Genomic DNA, 22,222 nt, shown 5'->3' with positions numbered 1-22,222 from the left:
ATAAATTAATTTGATATTATTTCTATTTATGCCATATAAAGTTAGCCGATAGCCATTTTATTCAGGTAAACAAATGGAAGCTGAAGAACTACTCAAACGATTTGCAATCGTCAAAAGATACACTGAAGGCGACAGAGATTTCACAGGAATCAACCTGAATGAAGCTAATCTCAGCCGCATCAACCTCAGCCAATCAAATTTAAGGGGGGCTAGCTTATTTGTCACCAACATGAGCGGCGCTAACTTGAGCGAAGCTAACTTGAGCGAAGCTAACTTGAATGTGGCTAGACTCAGCAGTACCAACCTGTCGCGGGCAATCTTAAACGGGGCTACTCTCAACGTAGCAAACTTAGTGAGAGCCGATTTAAGTGCAGCTCAATTAATCCGAGCATCCCTGATTAGAAGCGAATTAGTCCGCTGCGAACTCAGCAAAACTAACTTCAGCGGCGCTAACCTGACTGAAGCAGATTTAAGAGAGGTAAAACTGACGGAAGCTAACCTGTCGGGTACTAATCTTTCCGGTGCAAATCTCAGAGGGGCTTCGGCTGCTTCAGCTAACTTTCAAGAAGCTAACTTACACGGCGCAGATTTGACGAAAGCAGAACTTAGCGGCGTCAATTTGAGCAATGCCGATATGAGACAAGCTTCGCTGCAACAGGTGAATCTCAGCAGTGCCAATTTGAGCGGAGCTAACCTCAAATGGGCGGATTTGACGGGAGCTAACCTCAACGGCGCCGATCTGAGCTGTGCTAAATTGAGCGGAGCTAACCTTAACGGAGCAGATTTAAGAAATACTAATTTAGGAAGTGCTAGTTTCGTTCACGCTGATTTGACAGAAACCAATTTGATTAATGCAGATTGGGTGGGCGCTGATTTGAGGGGAGCAACTTTAACAGGAGCAAAACTGTATTTGGTTCCTCGATGTGGCATCATTGCAGAGGATATTACTTGCGAGTGGGTTGACCTCAGCCCCGCAGGCGATCGCACTCAGATTGAACAATTTAATTCGCCGTCAGAATCGAGAAAATTTTTAAATCACACGCCTGGGTTAGTGCAAATTGTGGTTGACGCACTTTTAGACTACTCAGCAAACAGCACTTTAGCAACAGCTTACAGCGAAATAGCTCGGCATTACCGGGCAATGAATTTTCCTCCCAATATTGAAGTCGGCTACCGCCGCACTACTCTAACTTTTAGATTTGAGAGCGATGAGCATTTATTTCCAGCAGCATTTTTAGCGATTCTTCCTTTTAAGGATGCTGTACAAACTCAGAGAAATATTATGGTTATTGGCAAAAATATGGAAAGTCAAAATTTGGATGAGAGACGAATAGTGCAGTTGCGTAAGGCATTGAGTACAGCTACAAATAAATTAAATGAGTTGATGAATTTACTCTCTAATATATCACGGGTGAGTGAGCCAACAAAGTTTTTTGAGTCCCCTACCCAAACTATTTTAATTAGTTCGGGACAGGAGAGTTTGATGGTGAATTCTCACGGGAATTTTGGGAAGGGAGGTACAAATCATCAGCACAGTAAATTCAGTTTGCCTCTCGGTCAAAAAGTAGTTGATTTTCTGGCCAGTTTTGATTATGTTGAGTGAGAAATGTCAATTTTAAAACCGATTGATTGAGGTAGAAGTCCACAACTCATTGCTCCGCTTCCTGCGATCGCACTCCGAGCCGCACTGGCCGCACCATTTAACGATGGCGCGGCTCGTGGCGCGGGCTTTGCGCTTGGGGCGCAGCGCTCTGATCCAAACAGGGCTTCCGGCTGGAGCTTACCGACAGCGGTATCGAGTCAGTTATTTGATGCCGATTTTGATGTGGCCGGAGCCTGTGATTTTAGTGGCGCCGACACCGCTGATCGAGCATTTGAGAGCAGTGGAAATTCCGCGTTTGCAAGAGTGGCTGCAAACAGAGGGGTCGATCGAGACTTATTCGGATAATGCCACTGGGCGAGGATTGATGCTAGCAGATCCGCAGTCTTGGCTGGCGGCTCGCTTGGCGGGGAATTCGGAACTTCACAGGAATATTCCGACAATTATTGACGGTGTGGATGACTTGGAAGTTTGGACGCGCCAGCAATTGACGGCAGGTTTGCAACCGGGTGACTGGAACGATTTAATGCAATCTCAGCCTTTGGAAGCCGATGCAATCCTCCAAGGGCGGGTAATGCTAACGCGGGCTTTCTTTAAGCATCCGGCGAAACCTGAGGAGTGCTATTTGCTGGAAACTGCAGAGCAAAATATTTTGCAGGGGCTGTTTGAAAAAATCGAGCCAAACCCCCTAATTCCGGCTGCTTGGAGCAATTTTTGGCAGCGGTGGGAAACAAACGGAAAACTGCGGTGGGCGGAAATTCATCGGGAGGCTGGGTCATTTTCTCTGTACTGCGCGCCGGTTCAGGTGGCTGAGGTTTTGAGCAAAATTTGGGACGATCAGCCGGTGGTGTTGATTGGCGGGGCGGTGGATGTGGAACCCAAGGCTCCGATCTTCCGGGAAATGCTGGGGCTTCCAGAATTGACGAGCGTTAAGTTTTCGCCCGATCGACAAAATGAATTAATTCAACTGTACATTCCCAACTGGCTGCCACTGCCAAATACGCCGGAATTTCAGGGAGTTTTAATAGAAGAAATTCGGACTTTGCTGTTGATGAGCGCGTCGGTGGCGGGGTTAACGGTGCTGATTGTTGGTGATGTACCGCTGAGGGCTCGGCTGGCGGCGATTTTGGCTTCTGAGTTCGGTTCTCGGGTGCAGGTAGAAAAGACTGATGTGGGCGAGAATGCGATTTTGGTGACAGGGTGGGAGTTTTGGCGGGAACATCAGGGGGAATTGAGGGCGCCTCACTTGCTGGCGATCGCAACTTTGCCGCTACCTTCTTTGGAGAATCCTTTGGTGACGGCGCGTGTGGCTTATTATAAGGAACGGCGCAAGGATTGGTTTCGGTTGTATTTGCTGCCGGCGGCGCTGAATGAGTTGCAGCGGGCGATCGCGCCGGTGCGAGAACGTCAAGGGGTGGTGGCGATTTTCGACAGCAGGGTGATTCACCGCAGTTATGGACAGCAGGTTTTAGCGGCTTTGAGTCCTTTTGCGAGGATTGATTATTTGGATACGACTTGGCTGACGCAGGCTTGAGATGACCTGTTGACTTATAATTTGGTTAGGTATCCAGTTGAAATCTAATTTAGTAGACAAAGATTATGGGTGAAGCTAAGCGTCGCAAAGAGTCGATCGGCGACGAATACGGTAAAGAAGAACGCATCGTTCCCTGGCTGCCAATCACGAAAACCCAAAGCGAAGATTTTGTCAAGTGGACAAGTCGCGGAAGCTGGATGGGGATTAGTCTTTTGGTTGCTTGGTGGATTGTAGTGCGATTTGTCGGCCCGTCGGCGGGTTGGTGGCAGGTTAACTGATGCCAGACTCGACAAATGCCTGTATTCTTGGCATTGTGTCGAGTTTAACTGGGAAACCAGCGGCTGAATTTTTAGGAAAAATTTAGTTGCGAATTGGAACTTAGTGTGATATATTAATTATCTGCGGGCAATTAGCACAGTGGTAGCGCACTTCCTTCACACGGAAGGGGTCACTGGTTCAAATCCAGTATTGCCCATTCAAAATTTATGGGGACTCATTAGACATCTCCAAAAAATAAAATATCCTGTCGGAGTGCGATCGCGCGCTCCAGGTTGGAGGGTGAAGCATTTGGGGATAAAATTACAGGTTTTTAACAGCAATTGTCGCCCAAATGCTTCACCCCTACATATCTCAAACGGCTTGAGATTATTTAGAGAGGTAACTTTATGATCCAAATAATTCTGAACTCAGAACAAGAAAATTTACTGCAACAACAGTTAGAGACAGGGAAATATACAAGCCCCGATCAGGTAATTACTGATGCTTTAAAAGCTTTGTCAGAAAAACAGCATCTTAATCAACCTCGGCAAGTAGTAACGATTCTTTCAGGAAAACCTGCACAAGAGTTACTCGCAGAAAAAATTAAAATGAGCGGGGAACTTAAGAATAGTTATCAGCCCGATCCGCACCGACAAGCTTTAGCTGAAAATTTTAGCAACTTATGTGAAGAAACGCAGGCTTTACACGCCGATCATCCTTTAACTGATGAAGAAATTGCCGAAGAAATTGCAGCTTATCGGAGAGGAGAATGAGAGTTGTTATAGATACTAATATTTTAGTGTCTGCAGCGATCGCTGGAAGAAAACCAGCAACTATTATTACCTGGGTTATCAATCAACCTGATTATGAATGGGTAGTTTCAGAAGAAATTTTAGCAGAGTATCAGAACGTATTAAGCAGACGAAAACTAAAATTAACAGATGTTCAGAAAGAAAGATGGTTGAATTTGATTCAAGGTTCCACCAAACTCATTGACGTGTCTATAGAAATTGATTTTCCTAGAGACCAAAAAGATGCTAAGTTTATTGCTTGTGCGCTCTCTGCTAATGCTGATTTTTTAATTACAGGCGATCGCGATTTTACGGAAGTTCAGAGTTTAGGAAATACGTTAATTATTTCTGTTTCTCTTTTTGCAGAATCGATCGTGCATTAGACACTGTTCAACAAGGCAAAAACAGCCGATCGTCCAAAACCCCCATTTTTTATACTACACCTATGCTACACTAACATCGTAGCTCGTGCCCCGCAGGAGGTTTCCTCATGGCAAATGCCAATGTTCCTCAAAATTTCAACTTAATCCTACCCACAGGAACCCAAATTGTCACCCGAATCGAGGTCAAAAACCCCACCAGCGACCAATCTTGGAAACCGGGATTAGTAGGTGTCATCGTTCAATCGCCTACCGACAATTCCCACGCATATTTAGTCAAACTCCCAGACGGAACAGAAGTTAGTCTGCGGCGGCACGAACTCAGTATCCGTAAGCAGTTTCAGAGCGAAGGATTGCAGTCAGGAGGAGATTTTCTTGCAGAATACAACCTCTATGATTCTGTAATTTACCGCTGCATTCTTGGTTCGAGAGCTTACGGTCTTGATAACGAGCACTCCGATACAGACAGACGCGGGATTTACCTGCCGCCTGCAATACTTCATTGGTCGCTTTACGGCATTCCAGAACAATTGGAAAACAAGGAAAATCAGGAATGCTATTGGGAACTGCAAAAGTTTCTAGTTTTGGCACTAAAAGCTAACCCAAATGTGCTAGAATGTTTGTACACGCCTTTAGTAGAAACGTTTTCTCCTGTCGCACAAGAATTGCTCGAAATTCGGGAAATCTTTCTTTCTCAATTGGTTTATCAAACTTACAATAGCTACGTTTTGTCTCAATTTAAAAAAATGGAGCAAGACCTCCGCAATACCGGGGAAATTCGTTGGAAGCACGCGATGCACTTAATTCGCTTGCTGCTGTCAGGAATTACGGTGCTCAAGGAGGGGTTTGTGCCTGTTCGCGTGCAGGATTATCGATCGCAACTTTTATCTATCCGCAACCAAGAAATATCCTGGGATGAGGTGAATCGGTGGCGGTTGAGTTTGCACGGTGAGTTCGATCGCGCTTTTGCTGCAACTAAGTTGCCAGAACGTCCTAATTACGAGAAAGCGAATCTGTTTTTGATTAAATCTCGTAGAGGTGCGATCGAAATCGGATCTTGAAATCGCTTCTTGTGAAACAAAGCCCGCCTGCATGGACTGGAATAAATGACAGAATACATATCGAGTCTCGCCCAAATTATCTCCGTTCAACCTTATCCGCTGCTGTTTGCGACTGTCAGCGGTTCGCACTTATACGGCTTTCCTTCCGCAGATTCTGACTTCGACTTGCGGGGAGTACACATCTTACCGCTACCTAAAGTAATTGGACTGATTTCTGCAGAAGAAACAATCGAAGTTTCGGAAGTTCGGGATGGAATGCAACTCGATTTAGTAACTCACGATATCAAGAAATTTTTTGAGATGCTGTTGAAGCGCAACGGCTACGTGCTAGAACAACTGTATTCGCCGCTGATAGTTTACAGTACAAAGGAACACGAGGAATTAAAGGATCTCGCCTCGAACTGCATTACCAAGCACCACAGCCACCACTATCTAGGTTTTGCTAAAACTCAATGGAAATTGTTTGAGAAAGAACGCCCGCGTCGGGTTAAGCCGCTGCTGTACGTTTACCGGGTGTTGCTGGCGGGGATTCACTTGATGCAAACGGGGGAAGTGGAAGCGAATTTGGTGAAACTTAACGAGAATTTCCAGTTGTCGTATATTCCTGATTTAATTGCTCGCAAGCTGGCTGGGGAGGAAAAGTCTGTGCTGGAAGATACAGATATTGAATTTTATCAGCAAGAGCGCGATCGGCTAATCAATATATTAGAAGATGCAAGTTTTAGAAGTCATTTGCCCTCAAATCCTAATGCAAAGGTTGCTCTTAGCGATTTTCTGGTAAAGGTAAGGATGTCATCTGTGAACTAAGCTGTTCCACGTCGAATTAGTCTTTTGGTGCAGCAAGCAGCCTATATATTAGTCGTTTTGTGCGCCGAAGATCACAGAACATCCAGTCAAGGACGCATCAGTAAAAAAGAAACCGGGTTTTTTCTCTTAATCAAAACCCATAATGCAGTATTTGCGTCGTCCATCAACCCGGTTTTAAGTGATTCACTTTAATAGATTTGTGTTGGCTGGTTCTGGAAGAGCAGGTAGGTCGATATTTTGATCCTCGGTAACTTGTGGGTTTTTTCCGGGTATGTAAATATTCCAACTTACCCCGCCTACATATGTCTTGATATATGAAATCAATGCGTGGATAAATACAACGATGCCCAGCATTTCTAAAAACTCTTCAAGGGTCGTTACTATCACGTAAGCTACATTCTCCTGTCCCATTGTAGAAGCTATGTATCCCCCTGGCATTTCCATCCCCATTGCTCCTCCAATATAAAGAGCGCAGGCTGCAAAAAATAATTTTTTTGTGGAAACAGGAAGGTGGAACACAAACTTACTGTAGGATAAGAGAAATATCGCTACTAGAACAGCAAACGGCACAATCCAAGTAAAGTAAAGAAACCCTGTTGCATTTAGCACGCCTCGCAGGCCAATCAAATGTTCGTGCAATTGACCCAGTTCGTCTACAGATAGAGCTAAAAATATGAATGATAAAATTTTCCAGTGATTCTTGTAGCGATCGCTATCCAAATTTTTCACATGGGCGATCGCACCCAGCAACACAGAACTAAACAGCAATGCCAAAGATGAGTATATAGCTGGAACGTTCACCTCGCCATCAACGTTGAATGCCATTGCCAAGAAGTCTCTAGACGGGTAATCCGGCAAGAAGTACAGACTCATCCGAGTCAAGAAAGATAGTACAACGAGACAGCCCACCACTCGAAGCAAAAATTGGGTTACAGCCCCAGGAGCTAGAGGAATTTGGAATTTCATGTTTTTTTAACCGCTTCCTTAACCTTTTGTTAAAGCTATTTTATCATACAGCATCTTAATTCTGTATCTGTACAGACCTAAAAGACTCATTTTCGTGAAGCCAATTTTTTTTAGCGATAAGATTATCGTAAAATTAAATAATGTAACAGACCTCGATCGCCCTTAATTTTATTCTGCTATATAAAAAATTTTTATTTCCTGAGATGTAAATTAGATATCTCCAAAAATCAAGCTGAAACCCTTACTAGGGTTGAGTCTAGTTCTAAATTCGCTCAATGTCTGCCAGAAAAACTCGGCTTCCTGAAGCCGAGATCCCTCATTACCGAGGATTTCTGTAATCAAAGGTGATCGCATCTCAATCGAGTGTGACAACCATAAGATGAAATAACAGGTGGATCGCGATCGAGTGATTCGCCGCCATTTGTTAACCTAGACTTCCCCCAGCGAGATCAAAAAATCTCCTTGTCAAAGTCAATTAGCTTTCAGTCAATTGCTGATTTCCTAAGTTTTTGCTGCTTTACTTATTTTTCATACCTGCGCGGCGTGTAAACCCAAACATCTCCATATTTGCGGGGAATAATCCGAGTCTGACTCGAACCGACAATCACTAAAGTTCTCATGTCGGCATCTTCCGGCTGGAATTCGCCGAGGGTGCAAACCCGCACAGATTGACCGGGCCGGCCGAGGTTTCGCCCCAATATGACGGGGGTTTTAGCATCGCGACTTTGCAACAAAATCTCGATCGCCCTTGCGAGTTGCCAAATCCGCTGTTTCGAGATGGGATTGTAAAATGCCATAACTAAATCGGCACCAGCAGCCGCGGCAATTCGCTGTTCTATGACCTCCCAAGGCTTGAGAATATCCGAAAGCGAAATCACGCAAAAATCGTGTCCGAGGGGTGCTCCGATCGCAGCAGCGGCGGCCTGCATGGCTGAAATGCCCGGTGCTACCCGAATATCGATGCCTTGCCATTCGGGTTTGGCATCAAAGTCGATCGCCTCAAACACCGCTGCAGCCATCGCAAAAATACCCGGATCTCCCGACGAAACGACGGCGACAGATTTTCCTGATGCTGCTAAATCTAGGGCAAAACGGGCGCGATCGATCTCTTCGCGGTTGTCGGAATCGTGCCGCTTTTGTCCTTCCCGCAGGGTTCCGGCTAAGTCGAGATAGAACTTGTAACCCACCCAATCCGTGGCTTCGCGCAAAATTTCCTTAACTTCCGGGGACATCCAGGGCGCGCCTCCGGGGCCCGTACCGACGATCGCCAGTTTGCCGCGGCTAACTCCGATCGCCCTAGCATCAAAGGGTTGGGCGGCTAGGGCGATCGCGCAATTCAATGCGTTTGGGCGATCGTACTCGATTAAGTGACTGTTTGCACCGGCTGCTGTCAGGGCAATTTGTGCGGCCTTATTTTCGATGAATTCAATTGAGTCTAATTCGACAAGTTCGGAGAGATTGAAAAAGCGGAGGGGGACTTTAAAATATTGTGAAACTGCTTCAATTGCCGGATTTCCCATCTCATCTTTTAATGCAAAGAATCCAGCAACAGAAGCTGCTGCTAAACCTGCATTTTCCAAAACTTGCTGCACTAATGAAACCGCTATTTCCGGCTCAATATTCGATAGCTTTGTCAGTGCAACTGCTGTAATTTGCGGATGGTACACTAAACAATCGGGCGTTGGCGCAATTGCTTTTTCGGTGACGCGGATTGTCAATTTTGCGTCGGGGACGATCGGCAAATTGCTCTCGGAAAGCCAGCTTGCAGCCCCTTCTATGCGTACTTTTGCCCCGGCGAGCAAATTTGAAATAAAAGTCTTCGCGTCCTCTGGATTCGCTAAATAATAGCCTTGGGGAGGACTCAGCAGCGCGGTGCGAAACCGGATATCTCCGGTGGTGGTAATTGCAGGTTGTACGCCGAGGGCTGCTGCAATCTCTCTGGCCAAATCATTAACGCCGTGCAAACCGCCCAGCAGCGGTACGACGGCGCTTCCGTCTTCTGCGACGGCTAAAACTGGCGGTTCGGCGCGTTTGTCTGACAGCAGCGGGGCGAGGGTGCGGATGATAATTCCGGCGGCGCAGATGCTGATGATTGGGGTTTCTGTTGCAAATAATTCCCGCAATGTTTCGCCGAAGTTGCTAAAGTTGATGTCTGTGTCGTCCGTGCGATCTATTAAACCGTAAATCTGGGAACCTGGGAAATGTGCGGAGATTTTTTTGGCGATCGGCTGGCTGTTTTGACCTAAGATAACTATTGCGGGAGGAATTCGATTCACTGTTTTAATTATGCTTGTGTTTGGATTGGTCTGATTATTTTAATATTTTCTTAGATTTGACGAACCGCAAAGGCGCGAAGAAAGAGAAGGAAGAAGTTTATCTTTTGTGTTGTTCTGTCTGGAAGTGGCACAGGCATCTTGCCTGTGCTTTTCTGCAATTAGTCTATCATTAAAAGAAGCAAATATTTCGAGGTTGGGCTGTGAAACGCATTGTCTTAATTGCAGGGTTTGAATCTTTTAATGCTGATTTGTACCGCAAAGCTGTCGAGTCGGCTGTTTCTGGCTGCCAGGGATTGGAAGTACGGGTTTTTAGCGATCGCGCCCTCGCAGACGAACCTGACGCTGTGGCAGCCGCCCTCTCGAATGCTGATGTGTTTTTCGGGAGTTTGCTGTTTGATTACGATGCGGTAATGTGGCTGCGAGAAATGGTGCAACATATCCCGATTCGCCTGGTTTTTGAGTCGGCTTTGGAATTGATGAGTCTTACTCAAATCGGCGCTTTTAAAATTGGCGACAAACCGAAGGGAATGCCGAAGCCGGTTAAGTTTATTCTGGATAAGTTCAGCAATGGGCGAGAAGAAGATAAGCTGGCTGGTTACATCAGCTTTTTGAAGGTTGGGCCGAAGTTATTAAAGTATGTGCCGGTGCAAAAAGTGCAGGATTTGCGTAACTGGCTGATTATTTATGGTTACTGGAATGCGGGCGGGGCGGATAATGTTGTCTCGATGTTTTGGATTATTGCCGAAAAGTATTTGGGGCTGAAGGTTGCAGAAATTCCGCCGCCTGTGGAAACTCCCAATATGGGTTTATTGCATCCTGATTATAATGGTTATTTTGAATCGCCTCGGCAATATTTGGATTGGTATCTGAGTCATCAAAGTGCTAGGGGCGGGCAAGATGCCCGTTCCACAAAACAGGCTAGACATCTTGATAGAAAGGGTTATAACGGGCAAGATGCCCGTTCCACAAAATTTGAGACTAATTTGTCGGAAAATTATGACCAGGTTTATAACGGGCAAGATGCCCGTTCCACAAAAATTGACACCAATGGGTTCCCAAATTCATATCAAGTAAAATCCCCTGTTGTGGGCATCTTGCTTTACCGCAAGCACGTTATCACCAAGCAGCCTTATATTCCTCAATTAATCCGCTATTTTGAAGATGCGGGAATTGTGCCTTTGCCGATTTTTATCAATGGCGTTGAGGGCCATGTAGCGGTGCGGGATTGGATGACGACTGCTGATGAAACTGCGCGGCGAAAACAAGGCAATATTGAAACTCTTTCGCTTTCTAAAGATGCTGTGGAAGTTGATGCGATTGTTTCTACTATTGGCTTTCCTTTGGTTGGCGGGCCTGCTGGTTCGATGGAGGGTGGAAGGCAAGTGGAAGTTGCTAAGCGGATTTTAACTGCTAAAAATGTACCTTATTTTGTGTCCGCACCTCTGCTGATTCAGGATATCCATTCTTGGACTCGTCAGGGGATTGGAGGTTTGCAAAGTGTGGTATTGTATGCTTTGCCTGAGTTGGATGGCGCGATCGATCCTGTTCCCCTAGGCGGTTTGGTGGGTGAGGATATTTATCTGGTGCCCGATCGCGCCAAACGCCTGACAAGTAGAATTAATAATTGGGTGAAACTGCGCCACACTCCGCCATCGGAAAGGAAAATTGCGATTATTCTCTACGGGTTTCCTCCCGGTTACGGGGCGGCGGGTACGGCTGCTTTATTAAATGTACCGAAATCGCTGCTAAATTTCCTGCACAAACTTCAAGCAGCAGGTTATACAGTTGGAGAAATTCCGGCTGACGGTGAGGAGTTAATTCGCAGGGTGAAAGAGGCGGATGATGCAACCGCAGATGGGGGCGGATTAACGCGGATGAACGCAGATGGGAGGGGAGGGTTTGGCAATACTGTTAATGTCAAAACTCTGGAGAAGTGGCTGGGGTATTTGTCAGCAAGTCGTATTGAAAAACAGTGGGGATTTTTAACGGGTACGGGAATTAAGACAGACGGCGATGAGTTCCAAATCGGCGGCATTCAACTGGGGAATGTTTGGATAGGTTTGCAGCCGCCTCTGGGAATTTCGGGCGATCCGATGCGCTTAATGTTCGATCGCGATTTGACGCCTCACCCTCAATACGCTGCTTTTTACAAGTGGCTACAAAATGATTTGCAAGCTGATGCTGTGGTTCACTTCGGAATGCACGGCACTGTTGAATGGTTGCCGGGATCTCCTCTGGGAAATACTGGCTATTCTTGGTCGGATATTTTGTTGGGAAGTTTGCCGAATCTTTATATCTATGCTGCCAACAATCCATCGGAATCGATGTTAGCAAAACGGCGCGGTTACGGTGTTTTGATTTCTCACAACGTGCCGCCCTACGGTCGCGCGGGCTTGTACAAGGAATTGATGGCTTTGCGGGATGTGATTGCGGAATATCGGGAAGATACGGCCAAGAATTATGTGCTGAAGGAGGCTATTTGTAAGAAGATTTTAGATAGCGGTTTGGAGGCTGATTGTCCGTTTGATGAGGCTCGCAAGTTGGGTATTGCTTTTAGTTTTGAGACTGTGGGAATGTTCAGTCCTGATGCTTTTAACCGCTATTTGGTGAAGCTTTACGAGTATTTGCAGGTGGTGGAAGCTCGCTTGTTTTCTTCGGGTTTACACGTTCTCGGGGAACCGCCTAATTCTGAGGAAATGACCTCTTATCTTGAAGCTTATTTTGGGGAGAGGTTATCACAGGAACAGGTGCAAAAACTGGTTTTTGAAGAAAATGAACCGCAGAGGCGCAGAGGGCGCAGAGAGGAAGAGAAAGAGGGGTTGAATGGGGTTTTTGAGGAGGGTTTGTTGGTGCGGGATTTGTTGTTGCAAACGACGGATGAGTTGACTAATCTTTTGCGGGGTTTGAATGGGGAATATATTCTGCCTGCACCGGGTGGCGATTTGTTGCGGGATGGAGCTGGGGTGTTGCCAACTGGCAGGAATATTCACGCTTTAGACCCTTATCGGATGCCTTCTCCGGCTGCTTATGAAAGGGGGCGCGAAATTGCTCGGAAAATTATTGAGAAGCACGTTGAGGAACATGGGAATTATCCTGAGACTGTGGCGGTGATGTTGTGGGGTTTGGATGCGATTAAAACGCGGGGCGAATCTATTGGAATTCTGCTGGAATTGGTGGGGGCTGAACCTCTTAAAGAAGGTACTGGTCGCATTGTTCGCTATGAGTTAAAACCGTTAGCTGATGTCGGTCATCCCCGGATTGATGTGTTGGGAAATCTTTCGGGAATTTTCCGTGATAGCTTTGTGAATATTATTGAGTTGTTGGATGATTTGTTCGTGCGGGCGGCGGATGCTGATGAACCGGAATCGGAGAATTTTATTCGCAAACACGCTTTAATTTTGCAGGAACAAGGTGTGCAGAATTATTCGGCAAGGTTGTTTTCTAATCCGGCTGGGGATTTTGGTTCTTTGGTTAACGATAGGGTTGTTGATGGTAGTTGGGAATCGGGGGATGAGTTGGGGAAAACTTGGGAAAGTCGCAATGTTTTTAGTTACGGGAGGAAGGATAAGGGGGAAGCGAGACCGGAGGTTTTGACTCAGTTGTTGCAAGGGTGCGATCGCATAATTCAAGAAATTGATTCTGTTGAATACGGTTTGACTGATATTCAAGAGTATTATGCGAATACTGGCGGTTTGAAGAAAGCCGCAGAAAAGCAGCGCGGCAAAAAGGTTAACACGAGTTTTGTAGAAAGTTTTTCTCAGGATACCACGCCGCGCAATTTAGAAGATTTGCTGCGCTTGGAATATCGAACTAAGTTGCTCAATCCTAAGTGGGCTAACGCGATGGTCAATCAAGGTTCGGGCGGCGCTTATGAAATTTCGCAGCGGATGACGGCGTTAATTGGTTGGGGCGGAACGGCTGATTTTACTGATGGTTGGGTTTACGATCAGGCTGCTGATACTTATGCTTTGGATCAGGAGATGGCGCGGAAGTTGCGGGAGGCAAATCCTGAAGCTTTTCGCAATATTGTAGGGCGAATGTTGGAGGCTAACGGGCGGGGTTTTTGGCAGCCGGATGCGGATAAGTTGCAGCAGTTGCGCGAGTTGTACCAGTTAACTGATGAGAAGATTGAAGGGGTGGCAGTGTAGTTGTTTTAGTCTAAATATTTAGGGGCGGGCTAGAAGCCCACCCCACAACAGTTTCCAATTTTTTCAGGTGCAAGTTAGAGGCGCGGCTATTAAATACCCCGATCGCCCTGCGGTTTTGCTACAGGAACTGACGGTTTATTGTTTGGAGAATTAAAAGCTCGATCGACCATATCTCCAAAGGGAACAAACTGCGGTGCCGCCGATGGAGCTCCGGTTCTGAACGTTGTAACTGGTCCGCTGCCGTCTTGGGCAAAATTAATCAATCTCGTTAAAGCATCACCGGGATTTTTAGCATTTCGCTTGTCTAGGGTGAACAGCAGATTTTGAGAGTTGCACCGCCCCCGTCCGTTCACGTAACAAACTACGGGCAAGTTATTAACAATTCCTGTTGTTAACTGCAAGTTGCTCAATCTTCCACCATTCTGGGCAACAGCTTTGGTCAATCTATTGGAAACAATTTGGCAGCGCTGCCAAGGTGTATATTCGCGGCCGAACTCGGTAGATTTCCACAGAATCATCGGATCTGTCGTGACATTTCCCCGCCGCGCAATTGTGACAAAATTTCGGCCGGAAGTAACGCACTGAAATGTTGTTCTAGTGCTATTCCAAGAGTTGCTGGTAGCTGCTTGCACTTGGCTTGCCAAGGCGACAGTACCGGCGAACACTAAAGCGGATGCTAATAAGGGTGCAGTCAATTTCATAATAACTCCTGTTACTAAGGCAGCTAAATTTATGTAGGAAGTCATAGTTGTAGGGACAGGGCTGTGTCCCTACCTATTCAATTTCTGCTGGTGGGCTGTCGCACCCGGATATTTTTCAAATATTAAATTACGTTATTGCACCTCATATCTTTAGGTACAAGCCACTGCGGTGTCGTTGTTTGAAAACTTGGGAACGCGGCTGTAGAGACACGGCTCTGCGGTGTCCTTGTTTCAATACTTCGATAGCGCTGCGGCACAAACATCCTAGATAGTGTTTTTAGCTACATTCTCCAAAGCCTGGGCAGTCAACAATGGTAAGTAAAACTACAAGGACAGCTCCGAAATTGGCTGGCAAATAAATTTTTATGAAACCTCGAATCATTGTTTGCGGATTGGGCCACACGGGACACAAGATTTTTTGTTTGTTGAGACAGCAAGGAGCGATCGCGATCGGTATTAGCGATCGCCCAATTCGCGGCGAAACTTCTGATGTGGTTGTCGGCAATTTGCAAGCAGCTTCTACCTTGTTGGCGGCTGGCATTCAAAACGCTCACACTTTAGTAATTGCAGCAGACGATGATGCTGTGAATTTGGCAGTTTTGATGCAGGCGAGGATTCTCAATCCTCAGATCCGCATCATCAACAGATTGTTCAATACTAGCTTGGGCGATAGGATTGACCACACTTTGCCCGATCACACTTCCATGAGCGTTTCATCGTTGGCTGCTCCGGTTTTTGCCTTTGCGGCTCTCGGAAATCAGGCGATCGGACAGTTGCGTTTGTTCGATCGCACTTGGCCGATTCACGAAGAATATATCGATGAAACACATCCTTGGAAAAATCGAAAACTGAGCGATTTGTGGGACGATCGATCGCGAATGTTGATTTATTATCTGCCCGCTGCTAACAAAACTGATTTAGTATCGGCGGTGCTTGCCGATCGGCAGTGTCAGCAGGGCGATCGGCTAATTGTTGCCACTCAGCCGACTATCCGCAGCCCCCAAAAAACTTTAACTCAAAAACTGCTCAAGACATTAACTAGACTGCACAGATTTCAGCAGCACAGCCAAGCAGCAGTAATTGTTGTACTGACGCTGCTGTCAATGATTGCCGTTGCTACTGCTACCTATATTTGTGTTGACGATAATATCTCAATTGTCGATTCTCTCTATTTTTCAGTAGGGATGATTACCGGAGCCGGAGGCCATGAAAAAGTGGCCGAACAAGCTCCCGAAAGCATTAAACTATTTACAGTTGTGATGATGCTAGTTGGAGCCGGCATCATCGGCATCTGCTACGCACTGCTCAACGATTATGTATTGGGAACTCGCTTTACCGAATATTGGGATGTGGCGCGAGTTCCGCAGCGCCATCATTACATTATTTGCGGACTCGGAGGAATTGGCATCCAAATTGCAAAAGAACTGCACACTAACGGTTACGATATTGTGGCGATCGAGCAAGATCCGAACAGCCGATTTCTGAGCACGGCTCGCTCAATGAAAATTCCGGTCATTCAGGGAAGTGCTAGTTTGCCTGCAACTCTGGAAGCTGCTAATGTTAAGCAAGCGGCAGCACTTTTGGCGGTAACTAGCAGCGATATGTCTAATGTCGAAATTGCCTTGAGCGCTAAAGGATTGGCACCCAAACTATCGGTTATTGTCCGCAATCAAGACCCACATTTTGCTTTGATGGTGCAGCAAGTTTTTGAGTTTGAAGGAGTTTTGAACCCGACGGAATTGGCTGCTCCTGCTTTCGCAGCGGCGGCGATTGGAGGCAGAATTTTGGGCAACGGAATGACTGCTGACAGTCTATGGGTTTGCTTGGCCACATTGATTACGCCAAAACATCCTTTCTGCAGCCAGCGCATTCAAGATGCTGCTAAGTCTGCTGATTTTGTGCCTCTTTATGTAGAAACTAAGTGTCAAACTCTCCACGGCTGGGATTTACTGAATTGTTGTTTGACTACGGGGGATGTTTTGTATTTGACGATGCCGGCGAATCGGTTGGATCAACTGTGGAGAACGACCTCGGAATTAATTAAAACTTAATGGTTTGATGCGGTAATTTATTTTGCCGATCGCTCAATTGCAACTACAAACCTGATAAAATGAGCCCTGTATAGTAAATAGGACTTACGGCTAATCCTCAGAAATCCGGTTTCTTAGGGCAAGTTCTAGTATAAATAACCAACAGAGTCTCAATTAGTTGCGGTTTAGAATGAGAAAATTTTTAGCATTAGTTGTGTTTGGGATGATCGTGGCGATCGCCTCTGTAGCTGTGGCGGCTCAACCTTTGTTCGTCTCTTATCCTCCAGCCAACCACAAAACTACAGCCGATCGCATCTTTTTAATCGGCACAGCGCCCGCACCGGGACAAGTGTTAGTAAATGGCAACCAAATTTCGCGCACCGCCTCCGGGCATTTCGCCCCGACTTTTCCGCTGCAACTCGGCGAAAATCTCTTTACCTTGCGTTACGAAAATCAGGAAGTCAAAATTAAGGTGACGCGCGAGTCGAATCAGCCGGAAGTCCCTGTAGGATTGGCTTTTGCTAAAGATTCCCTGACGCCGAAAGTCGATGTGGCGAGTTTGCCGGGAGATTATATTTGCTTTGGGGCGATCGCACCTGCGAATGCTCAAGTTTCGGTAAAATTGGCGGGCGTTACTATTCCTTTAAAAGCGCGATCGCAAGTCGAATTACCCGACAACAAATCTGTACTGTTAGGTGAAAACTCCCCGATCAAAAAAGGCGGCAGCGAACAGTATCAAGGCTGCGGTAAAACCCCTGAGAACGCCCTCTCATCTAAGGGAGAAACAATTGATTTAGGCGTACCCTCGTTTGAGCTAACAATGAATAATCAAACTATCAGCCAGCAGGGTACTGGCAAGATTTCTATTCTTTCTCCGGCTGACTTAGAAATAGCCGAAGTAACAGCAGATCCCGGTGTTGCCAGAACCGGGGCGAGTACAGATTTTTCTCGGATGACACCGCTGCCGAAGGGAACGCGAGCAACAGTTATCGGGCGCGAGGGAGAATGGCTCAGACTCGATTACGGTGCTTGGATTAAAGCATCAGAAGTGCAAATTGTCAAGGATGCAGTGCCTGCGCGATCGATTATTCGCAGCGCCAGTTCGCGTCAAGTTTCCGGCTGGACAGAGGTCTTATTTCCCTTAGAAATACCCGTCCCAGTCACCGTGCAAGAAGGAGAACGCACTTTCACTTTAACCCTGTACAATACTACCGCTCAAACTGACATTATTCGCATCCAAGATGACCCCGTAATTTCGCGTTTGGAATGGCAACAAATATCGCCGCTGCAAGTACAATACACTTTTAATCTCAAATCCGCCCAACAGTGGGGTTACAAGTTGAGATACGAGGGCACAACTTTAGTGTTGTCTTTAAAACACCCGCCTGCGAATACAAGCGCGGTGCCCAATTCGCAAGCAAAGCCGCTGTCGGGAATTAAGATTCTCATCGATGCAGGACACGGCGGGCCGGAGGATGGAGGTGCTGTGAGTCCAGTGGGAATTAGAGAAAAGACAGTAGCTTTAACGGTGTCGAAATTGGTGCAAGAGGGATTGGTAAATCGGGGCGCGAATGTGGTAATGACGCGGGTAGAAGATGTGGATTTGGATTTGCCACCGAGGGTGGAAATGATTCAAAAAGAAGAACCTGCGATCGCACTTTCAATTCACTACAATGCTTTGCCGGATAACGGGGATGCCATTAAGACTAAAGGCGTCGGCGCTTTCTGGTTTCACCCGCAAGCGCACAGTTTGGCAATATTTTTGCACAATTATTTAGTTGCCAAGTTGAACCGTCCGAGCTATGGTGTATTCTGGAACAACTTAGCCATGACTCGTCCTGCCGTAGCTCCATCTGTTTTAATGGAATTGGGATTTCTGATCAATCCCGAAGAGTTTGAATGGATTGTAAATCCGACAGAACAAAAGAAATTAGCTGAGGCGATAGCCCAAGGTGTTACCGAATGGTTTGCCTCTGTCAAATAACAGTTAGTCGTCAGGACTGAAGTCTTTCTCCAAAAAATCCTAGTCAGGACTTCAGTTCAGCCAATCCAAGGAAATGAAATAATGCTAATTTTTACTCAATCAAAAGCCTTTTTTATTGCAGCCGTAGTTGCAAGTTTTAGCTTCTCACTTTACAGCTTTCCTGTTTTTGGCAAGCAGCAAAGTCTTGCTCCCGCGAAAGCAGAAGCTTTAAAAAAGCAAACTCATTGCTCGTTTATTACAGGTGAAGGTGGCGCTGTTAACATTCGCAAAGGCCCAGGCAATAAGTACGCGGTTGTAGCTAAACTCAAAAGAGGAGACGGAGTTAGGGCTGTCAGCAGACAAGGTAATTGGGTGAAAATTGCGGCCAGATTTTCGGGTAATCCTCCTAATGAAACTTTTACAATCCTTGACGGTTGGGTGAACAATCAATTTATTAATGGCTGTTCCGAAGACCAATTTGACAGGTGGCGGCAATAGGAGATTGGGTTTGTAGTAAGGATTTCAGTCTTTAGTTGAGATGAAAGTTAAAGTTTTCACTAGCAACCAAACAGGGAAAGTTTTAAAAGTAGTACAAAAAAGACGATCGCCCTGATTCATTGTTGCATTCTCAACCAGCTAAACACCTGTTCGGCGGTGATATTCAGGGGAATCATTTCGGGTACAGGAAGGACATCGCTACCTTCGCAGAATTGCGGTTGTTGGTTGGGCAAAAACGCTAAAATCGATCATCTGGATCGATTAGCCACCCCAACTGACAATTATGTTGAAGACAGTGAATAATTTTTCTAGTTACGCGATTTGAGCTTTGCTGTGGCGACAAGATTTCGATCGCCCAATACGGTGCAATTAGCACATCATCCAATGGTTCACCGCTGTCATCAAATTGAATCTGTTCCCATAATAGCACCGCAATATCTGGAACAATCGATCGACCGCCAAACGTACACCGCAACTCTGGAAACGCATAAGCTATCTTTGGATTTTCCGTCACCTGATTAATTTCGTTACAGGCTTTGGATCGCAATCGGCTGTGCTTTATTTTGGGCAGTGGTTTTTGGATGATTTCCCGCTCAATGTATTCGCTAGCAGGTTTACTTTCTGGCAGTTTTAGAAATTCTTCCAGGGTGAAGCGTCTAGTTGCGACTGTCATAAATAAATTCCTCAATTCTACCTATCTTCTGTGTAATCCAAAAATTATTTATATTGCCTAAAAAGGGTGTTATATAGCCTAATTTTCTGGAACAATCTGCTGTTTAAACTCAAACAAGTTAGGATTTGTAGGATCATAAAAAGCCCGCAACCAATGCACGTTTGGAGAACCAAAAGTTTCAACTCTAGTAAAATTTTTCATTCTCGGTAATTGAGTCTCATCGGTAAAATGGGGTAAAGGTTTATCGATGCGGAAATAGTGAGTATCGCCGTGGACGAATACAACCTGCCCTGGGAAATTGCCTGTTTCTGTTTCCAGAGTAGCGATAAAATCGTTGTAGCCACTTCTTCTTTTGTCCGTAGGATCGAATTCAAATCCCGGATTTGCCTGTGCAACTAACACAATTCCTTTGCTGTTGCTGCGTTTGGCTAAAGCAAAACATTCTTCGATCCAGGCTAAGTTAGCCCAATTGCGATCGGCATATTCAGCATCTGCTTCGGGAGTGCGGCCAAAATTGTTGTTGCTTCCCGGCATATTAATCGCGAAAAACACAACTCCATGATAAATCCAGCGAACATTTTCGCGGAATTTAGCAAACTGCGGGTTTTCGCTTTGACGGGTGAGAGTTAAGGTGCGCTTTCCCAAACTTTGATTCCCTTGGTTAAAAATTTCCCGCAGTTTAGCGAGTCTTTCTACTGGATCGTAACTGCCGTTATTTGAACGGTGGCAATCCGTCCATTCATTGTCACCATAAACTAGAATAAATGGAATTTCAAAATTATCAAATAACTGCTTGCGACTGACAAAAGTTGCATCATCGCAGACACTAGAACCGTTTTTAATGTCGCCGTCGTGGACGACAAACGCTGCGGGCGATCGATTGATATCTGCAATCAAACTCGGAAATTTTGCTTCTTGTTCGGCACTGTAGGGCAAATCGCCAATTAATGCAAATTCAAAAGGTCTATCGCCCGAAGTTTGAGCGTAAGTTAAAACCCCAAAACCCATAATTGCTACAAAAACAATTAAGGCAAGAATTAGATAGTTTTTTTTCATTTGTTGAGCCGTAAGTAAATTATTTATGATACCATATTAGCCGACAAATCACTCTCAAAAATCATGAATTTTCGTCGGTTGCTCTCGATAATTGCCATGCTTTCGATCGCAGGCTGCAATATCCAAACGCCACAAACCAACACACAGCCTACAGAAAGTCGATCGCCAATAGCAACCCCTGTTCCCGTCAAACCCAAGTCTGAAATCAAAGAAGCAACACTAATTGCTGTCGGCGACATCATGATGCACAGTACCCAAACGCGATCGGGCTACGACGCAAAAAAGAAAACATACAATTTTGACAATTTCTTCGCACCCGTTAAAAGTATCCTATCAACAGGCGATTGGGTCATCGGAAATCTCGAAACACCTTTAGCGGGCGAAGATGCGGGCGGATATACGGGATATCCGCTATTTAACGCACCTGCTCAATTAGCGGATGCTGCTAAAAAAGCCGGATTTAATATATTGACAACGGCGAACAATCATGCTTTAGACCGTGGAGAAAAAGGGGTAATTAGGACGATCGCGAATCTGAGCGATCGCAAAATTGCCTCAACAGGAACAGCCACATCAGCCGCCGAAGCTTCACGCACTTTAATCAGCACCAAAAACAACATTTCACTAGCCATGCTAGCCTACACCTACGGCACAAACGGCATTCCCATACCCAAAGGCAAAGATTACTTAGTTTCCCTAATCGACCAAAAAAAGATAATCAAAGACATTGCCAAAGCCCGAAAACAAGGAGCAGATATTATCGCAATTTCCCTGCATTTTGGCGATGAATATCAGCGACAGCCAAACACCCAACAAAAACAATTAGTGGAAAACCTATTAAAAGCTGGTGCAGACATCATTCTCGGCAGCCATCCCCACGTCGTCCAACCTTACAAAATTTTTAAATTCCCCGGAGAAAATGGCCAAACTCGCAAAGCTGTAGCAATTTATTCAATGGGAAACTTCATTTCGGGTCAGAATAAAAAATATACAGACTTAGGCGTAATTTTGCAAGTAAATATTTGCAAAAAATTTCCCGAAAACACCACAGAAATTACCGATGTAAAAACACATCCTACTTGGGTACACCGCTATACTTTGAACAATAAAACGAACTATCGCGTTTTGCCCTTAGAAACAACGGTCAGCCAGAAAAAAGATGCACTACTAGCAACTTCACAGTATCCTATTTTATCAAAATATTTGCAGGATATGAACAATCATCTTAACTCTTTGAATAGTCCGAAAAAATCCAAATAATTTGGCATGGAAAATTGGGAATTGGGCATTAGTTATGGGAATTGGAGGCCTAGCCGACCGATTGGTATTCGCAGGCCCTTCCCATTGCTAAGGTAACAGATTAAGCTAGGGAAGCATTTGTCAATCAGCAATTATGCTCAGAATTAACTCAAGTGTTGGGTATAAAACTTAGATTTAGGCGATCGAACAATCATGCCGCATCTTCAGCAAATAAATTTAC

17 protein-coding genes and 1 tRNA gene are annotated in these 22,222 nt (G+C 45.6%); 13 read left to right on the top strand and 5 right to left on the bottom strand.

Translation table 11 applies throughout. The features are described from left to right. Nucleotides 1-73 precede the first annotated feature (73 nt). The 8 genes from QUB25_RS09245 (at nucleotide 74) to QUB25_RS09210 (ending at nucleotide 6,431) form a co-directional block, all read left to right on the top strand. Nucleotides 74-1,603: a pentapeptide repeat-containing protein gene (locus tag QUB25_RS09245; protein ID WP_333182915.1), complete on the top strand. Its 1,530-nt coding sequence runs from the start codon at nucleotides 74-76 to the stop codon at nucleotides 1,601-1,603. A 22-nt stretch (nucleotides 1,604-1,625) separates the two neighbouring features. Further along, nucleotides 1,626-3,134 (top strand): helicase C-terminal domain-containing protein, encoded by a 1,509-nt coding sequence (locus QUB25_RS09240; RefSeq protein WP_333182913.1) that lies wholly within the window; start codon nucleotides 1,626-1,628, stop codon nucleotides 3,132-3,134. 65 nt (nucleotides 3,135-3,199) lie between these two features. Next, entirely contained in the window at nucleotides 3,200-3,412 is a 213-nt protein-coding gene (locus QUB25_RS09235; protein ID WP_333063857.1) for a DUF2839 domain-containing protein, read from the top strand. Between the two features lie 125 nt (nucleotides 3,413-3,537). Further along, a tRNA-Val gene (locus QUB25_RS09230) sits at nucleotides 3,538-3,609 on the top strand. Between the two features lie 190 nt (nucleotides 3,610-3,799). Beyond that, the gene (locus QUB25_RS09225) at nucleotides 3,800-4,165 is read left to right on the top strand and encodes a hypothetical protein (RefSeq protein WP_333182911.1); all 366 of its coding nucleotides are present in this window, start codon (nucleotides 3,800-3,802) and stop codon (nucleotides 4,163-4,165) included. Further along, nucleotides 4,162-4,566 (top strand): putative toxin-antitoxin system toxin component, PIN family, encoded by a 405-nt coding sequence (locus tag QUB25_RS09220; RefSeq protein WP_333182910.1) that lies wholly within the window; start codon nucleotides 4,162-4,164, stop codon nucleotides 4,564-4,566. The genes QUB25_RS09225 and QUB25_RS09220 overlap by 4 nt, the downstream gene beginning before the upstream one ends. A gap of 107 nt (nucleotides 4,567-4,673) precedes the next feature. Next, nucleotides 4,674-5,624, top strand: a complete 951-nt coding sequence (locus QUB25_RS09215; RefSeq protein ID WP_333182908.1) for a DNA polymerase beta superfamily protein — start codon at nucleotides 4,674-4,676, stop codon at nucleotides 5,622-5,624. A gap of 45 nt (nucleotides 5,625-5,669) precedes the next feature. Continuing rightward, nucleotides 5,670-6,431 carry a nucleotidyltransferase domain-containing protein gene (locus QUB25_RS09210; protein ID WP_333182907.1) on the top strand — a complete coding sequence of 254 codons (762 nt, stop codon included), beginning with the start codon at nucleotides 5,670-5,672 and terminating at the stop codon, nucleotides 6,429-6,431. 183 nt (nucleotides 6,432-6,614) lie between these two features. Here the strand turns inward: QUB25_RS09210 and QUB25_RS09205 are convergent, their stop codons facing one another. Continuing rightward, on the bottom strand, nucleotides 6,615-7,397 hold the full coding sequence (locus QUB25_RS09205; protein WP_333182905.1) for a hypothetical protein: 783 nt from the start codon (nucleotides 7,395-7,397) through the stop codon (nucleotides 6,615-6,617). Between the two features lie 521 nt (nucleotides 7,398-7,918). Then, nucleotides 7,919-9,673, bottom strand: a complete 1,755-nt coding sequence (gene cobJ, locus QUB25_RS09200; RefSeq protein ID WP_333182903.1) for a precorrin-3B C(17)-methyltransferase — start codon at nucleotides 9,671-9,673, stop codon at nucleotides 7,919-7,921. Between the two features lie 200 nt (nucleotides 9,674-9,873). On the opposite strand from cobJ, the gene QUB25_RS09195 reads away from it, so the two are divergent. Then, nucleotides 9,874-13,821: a cobaltochelatase subunit CobN gene (locus tag QUB25_RS09195; protein ID WP_333182901.1), complete on the top strand. Its 3,948-nt coding sequence runs from the start codon at nucleotides 9,874-9,876 to the stop codon at nucleotides 13,819-13,821. An 89-nt stretch (nucleotides 13,822-13,910) separates the two neighbouring features. Here QUB25_RS09195 and QUB25_RS09190 read toward each other — a convergent pair whose 3' ends face one another. Further along, a complete protein-coding gene (locus QUB25_RS09190) occupies nucleotides 13,911-14,567 on the bottom strand; it encodes a COP23 domain-containing protein (protein WP_333182899.1) in 657 nt (218 codons plus the stop codon). A gap of 320 nt (nucleotides 14,568-14,887) precedes the next feature. Here QUB25_RS09190 and QUB25_RS09185 point away from each other — a divergent pair, with 320 nt between their 5' ends. The 3 genes from QUB25_RS09185 (at nucleotide 14,888) to QUB25_RS09175 (ending at nucleotide 19,013) form a co-directional block, all read left to right on the top strand. Continuing rightward, entirely contained in the window at nucleotides 14,888-16,573 is a 1,686-nt protein-coding gene (locus tag QUB25_RS09185) for an NAD-binding protein (protein ID WP_333182897.1), read from the top strand. Nucleotides 16,574-16,742: 169 nt separating this feature from the next. Beyond that, nucleotides 16,743-18,536: an N-acetylmuramoyl-L-alanine amidase gene (locus QUB25_RS09180; RefSeq protein WP_333182895.1), complete on the top strand. Its 1,794-nt coding sequence runs from the start codon at nucleotides 16,743-16,745 to the stop codon at nucleotides 18,534-18,536. An 81-nt stretch (nucleotides 18,537-18,617) separates the two neighbouring features. Beyond that, nucleotides 18,618-19,013, top strand: a complete 396-nt coding sequence (locus QUB25_RS09175) for an SH3 domain-containing protein (protein ID WP_333182893.1) — start codon at nucleotides 18,618-18,620, stop codon at nucleotides 19,011-19,013. 238 nt (nucleotides 19,014-19,251) lie between these two features. On the opposite strand, the gene QUB25_RS09170 is transcribed toward QUB25_RS09175, so the two are convergent. Both QUB25_RS09170 and QUB25_RS09165 read right to left on the bottom strand, forming a co-directional pair. Beyond that, nucleotides 19,252-19,686: a Uma2 family endonuclease gene (locus QUB25_RS09170; protein WP_333182891.1), complete on the bottom strand. Its 435-nt coding sequence runs from the start codon at nucleotides 19,684-19,686 to the stop codon at nucleotides 19,252-19,254. A gap of 78 nt (nucleotides 19,687-19,764) precedes the next feature. After that, complete coding sequence (locus QUB25_RS09165; protein ID WP_333182890.1) at nucleotides 19,765-20,742, bottom strand: hypothetical protein; 978 nt, start codon at nucleotides 20,740-20,742, stop codon at nucleotides 19,765-19,767. Between the two features lie 63 nt (nucleotides 20,743-20,805). Here QUB25_RS09165 and QUB25_RS09160 point away from each other — a divergent pair, with 63 nt between their 5' ends. After that, on the top strand, nucleotides 20,806-22,002 hold the full coding sequence (locus tag QUB25_RS09160; protein ID WP_333182888.1) for a CapA family protein: 1,197 nt from the start codon (nucleotides 20,806-20,808) through the stop codon (nucleotides 22,000-22,002). Nucleotides 22,003-22,222 lie beyond the last annotated feature (220 nt).

The sequence above is a fragment of the Microcoleus sp. B3-D7 genome, assembly GCF_036705305.1.
Taxonomy (GTDB): Bacteria; Cyanobacteriota; Cyanobacteriia; order Cyanobacteriales; family Microcoleaceae; genus Microcoleus.
Note: the sequence above shows the minus strand (reverse complement) of the source record. Positions and strands in the feature narration are given on the sequence as shown.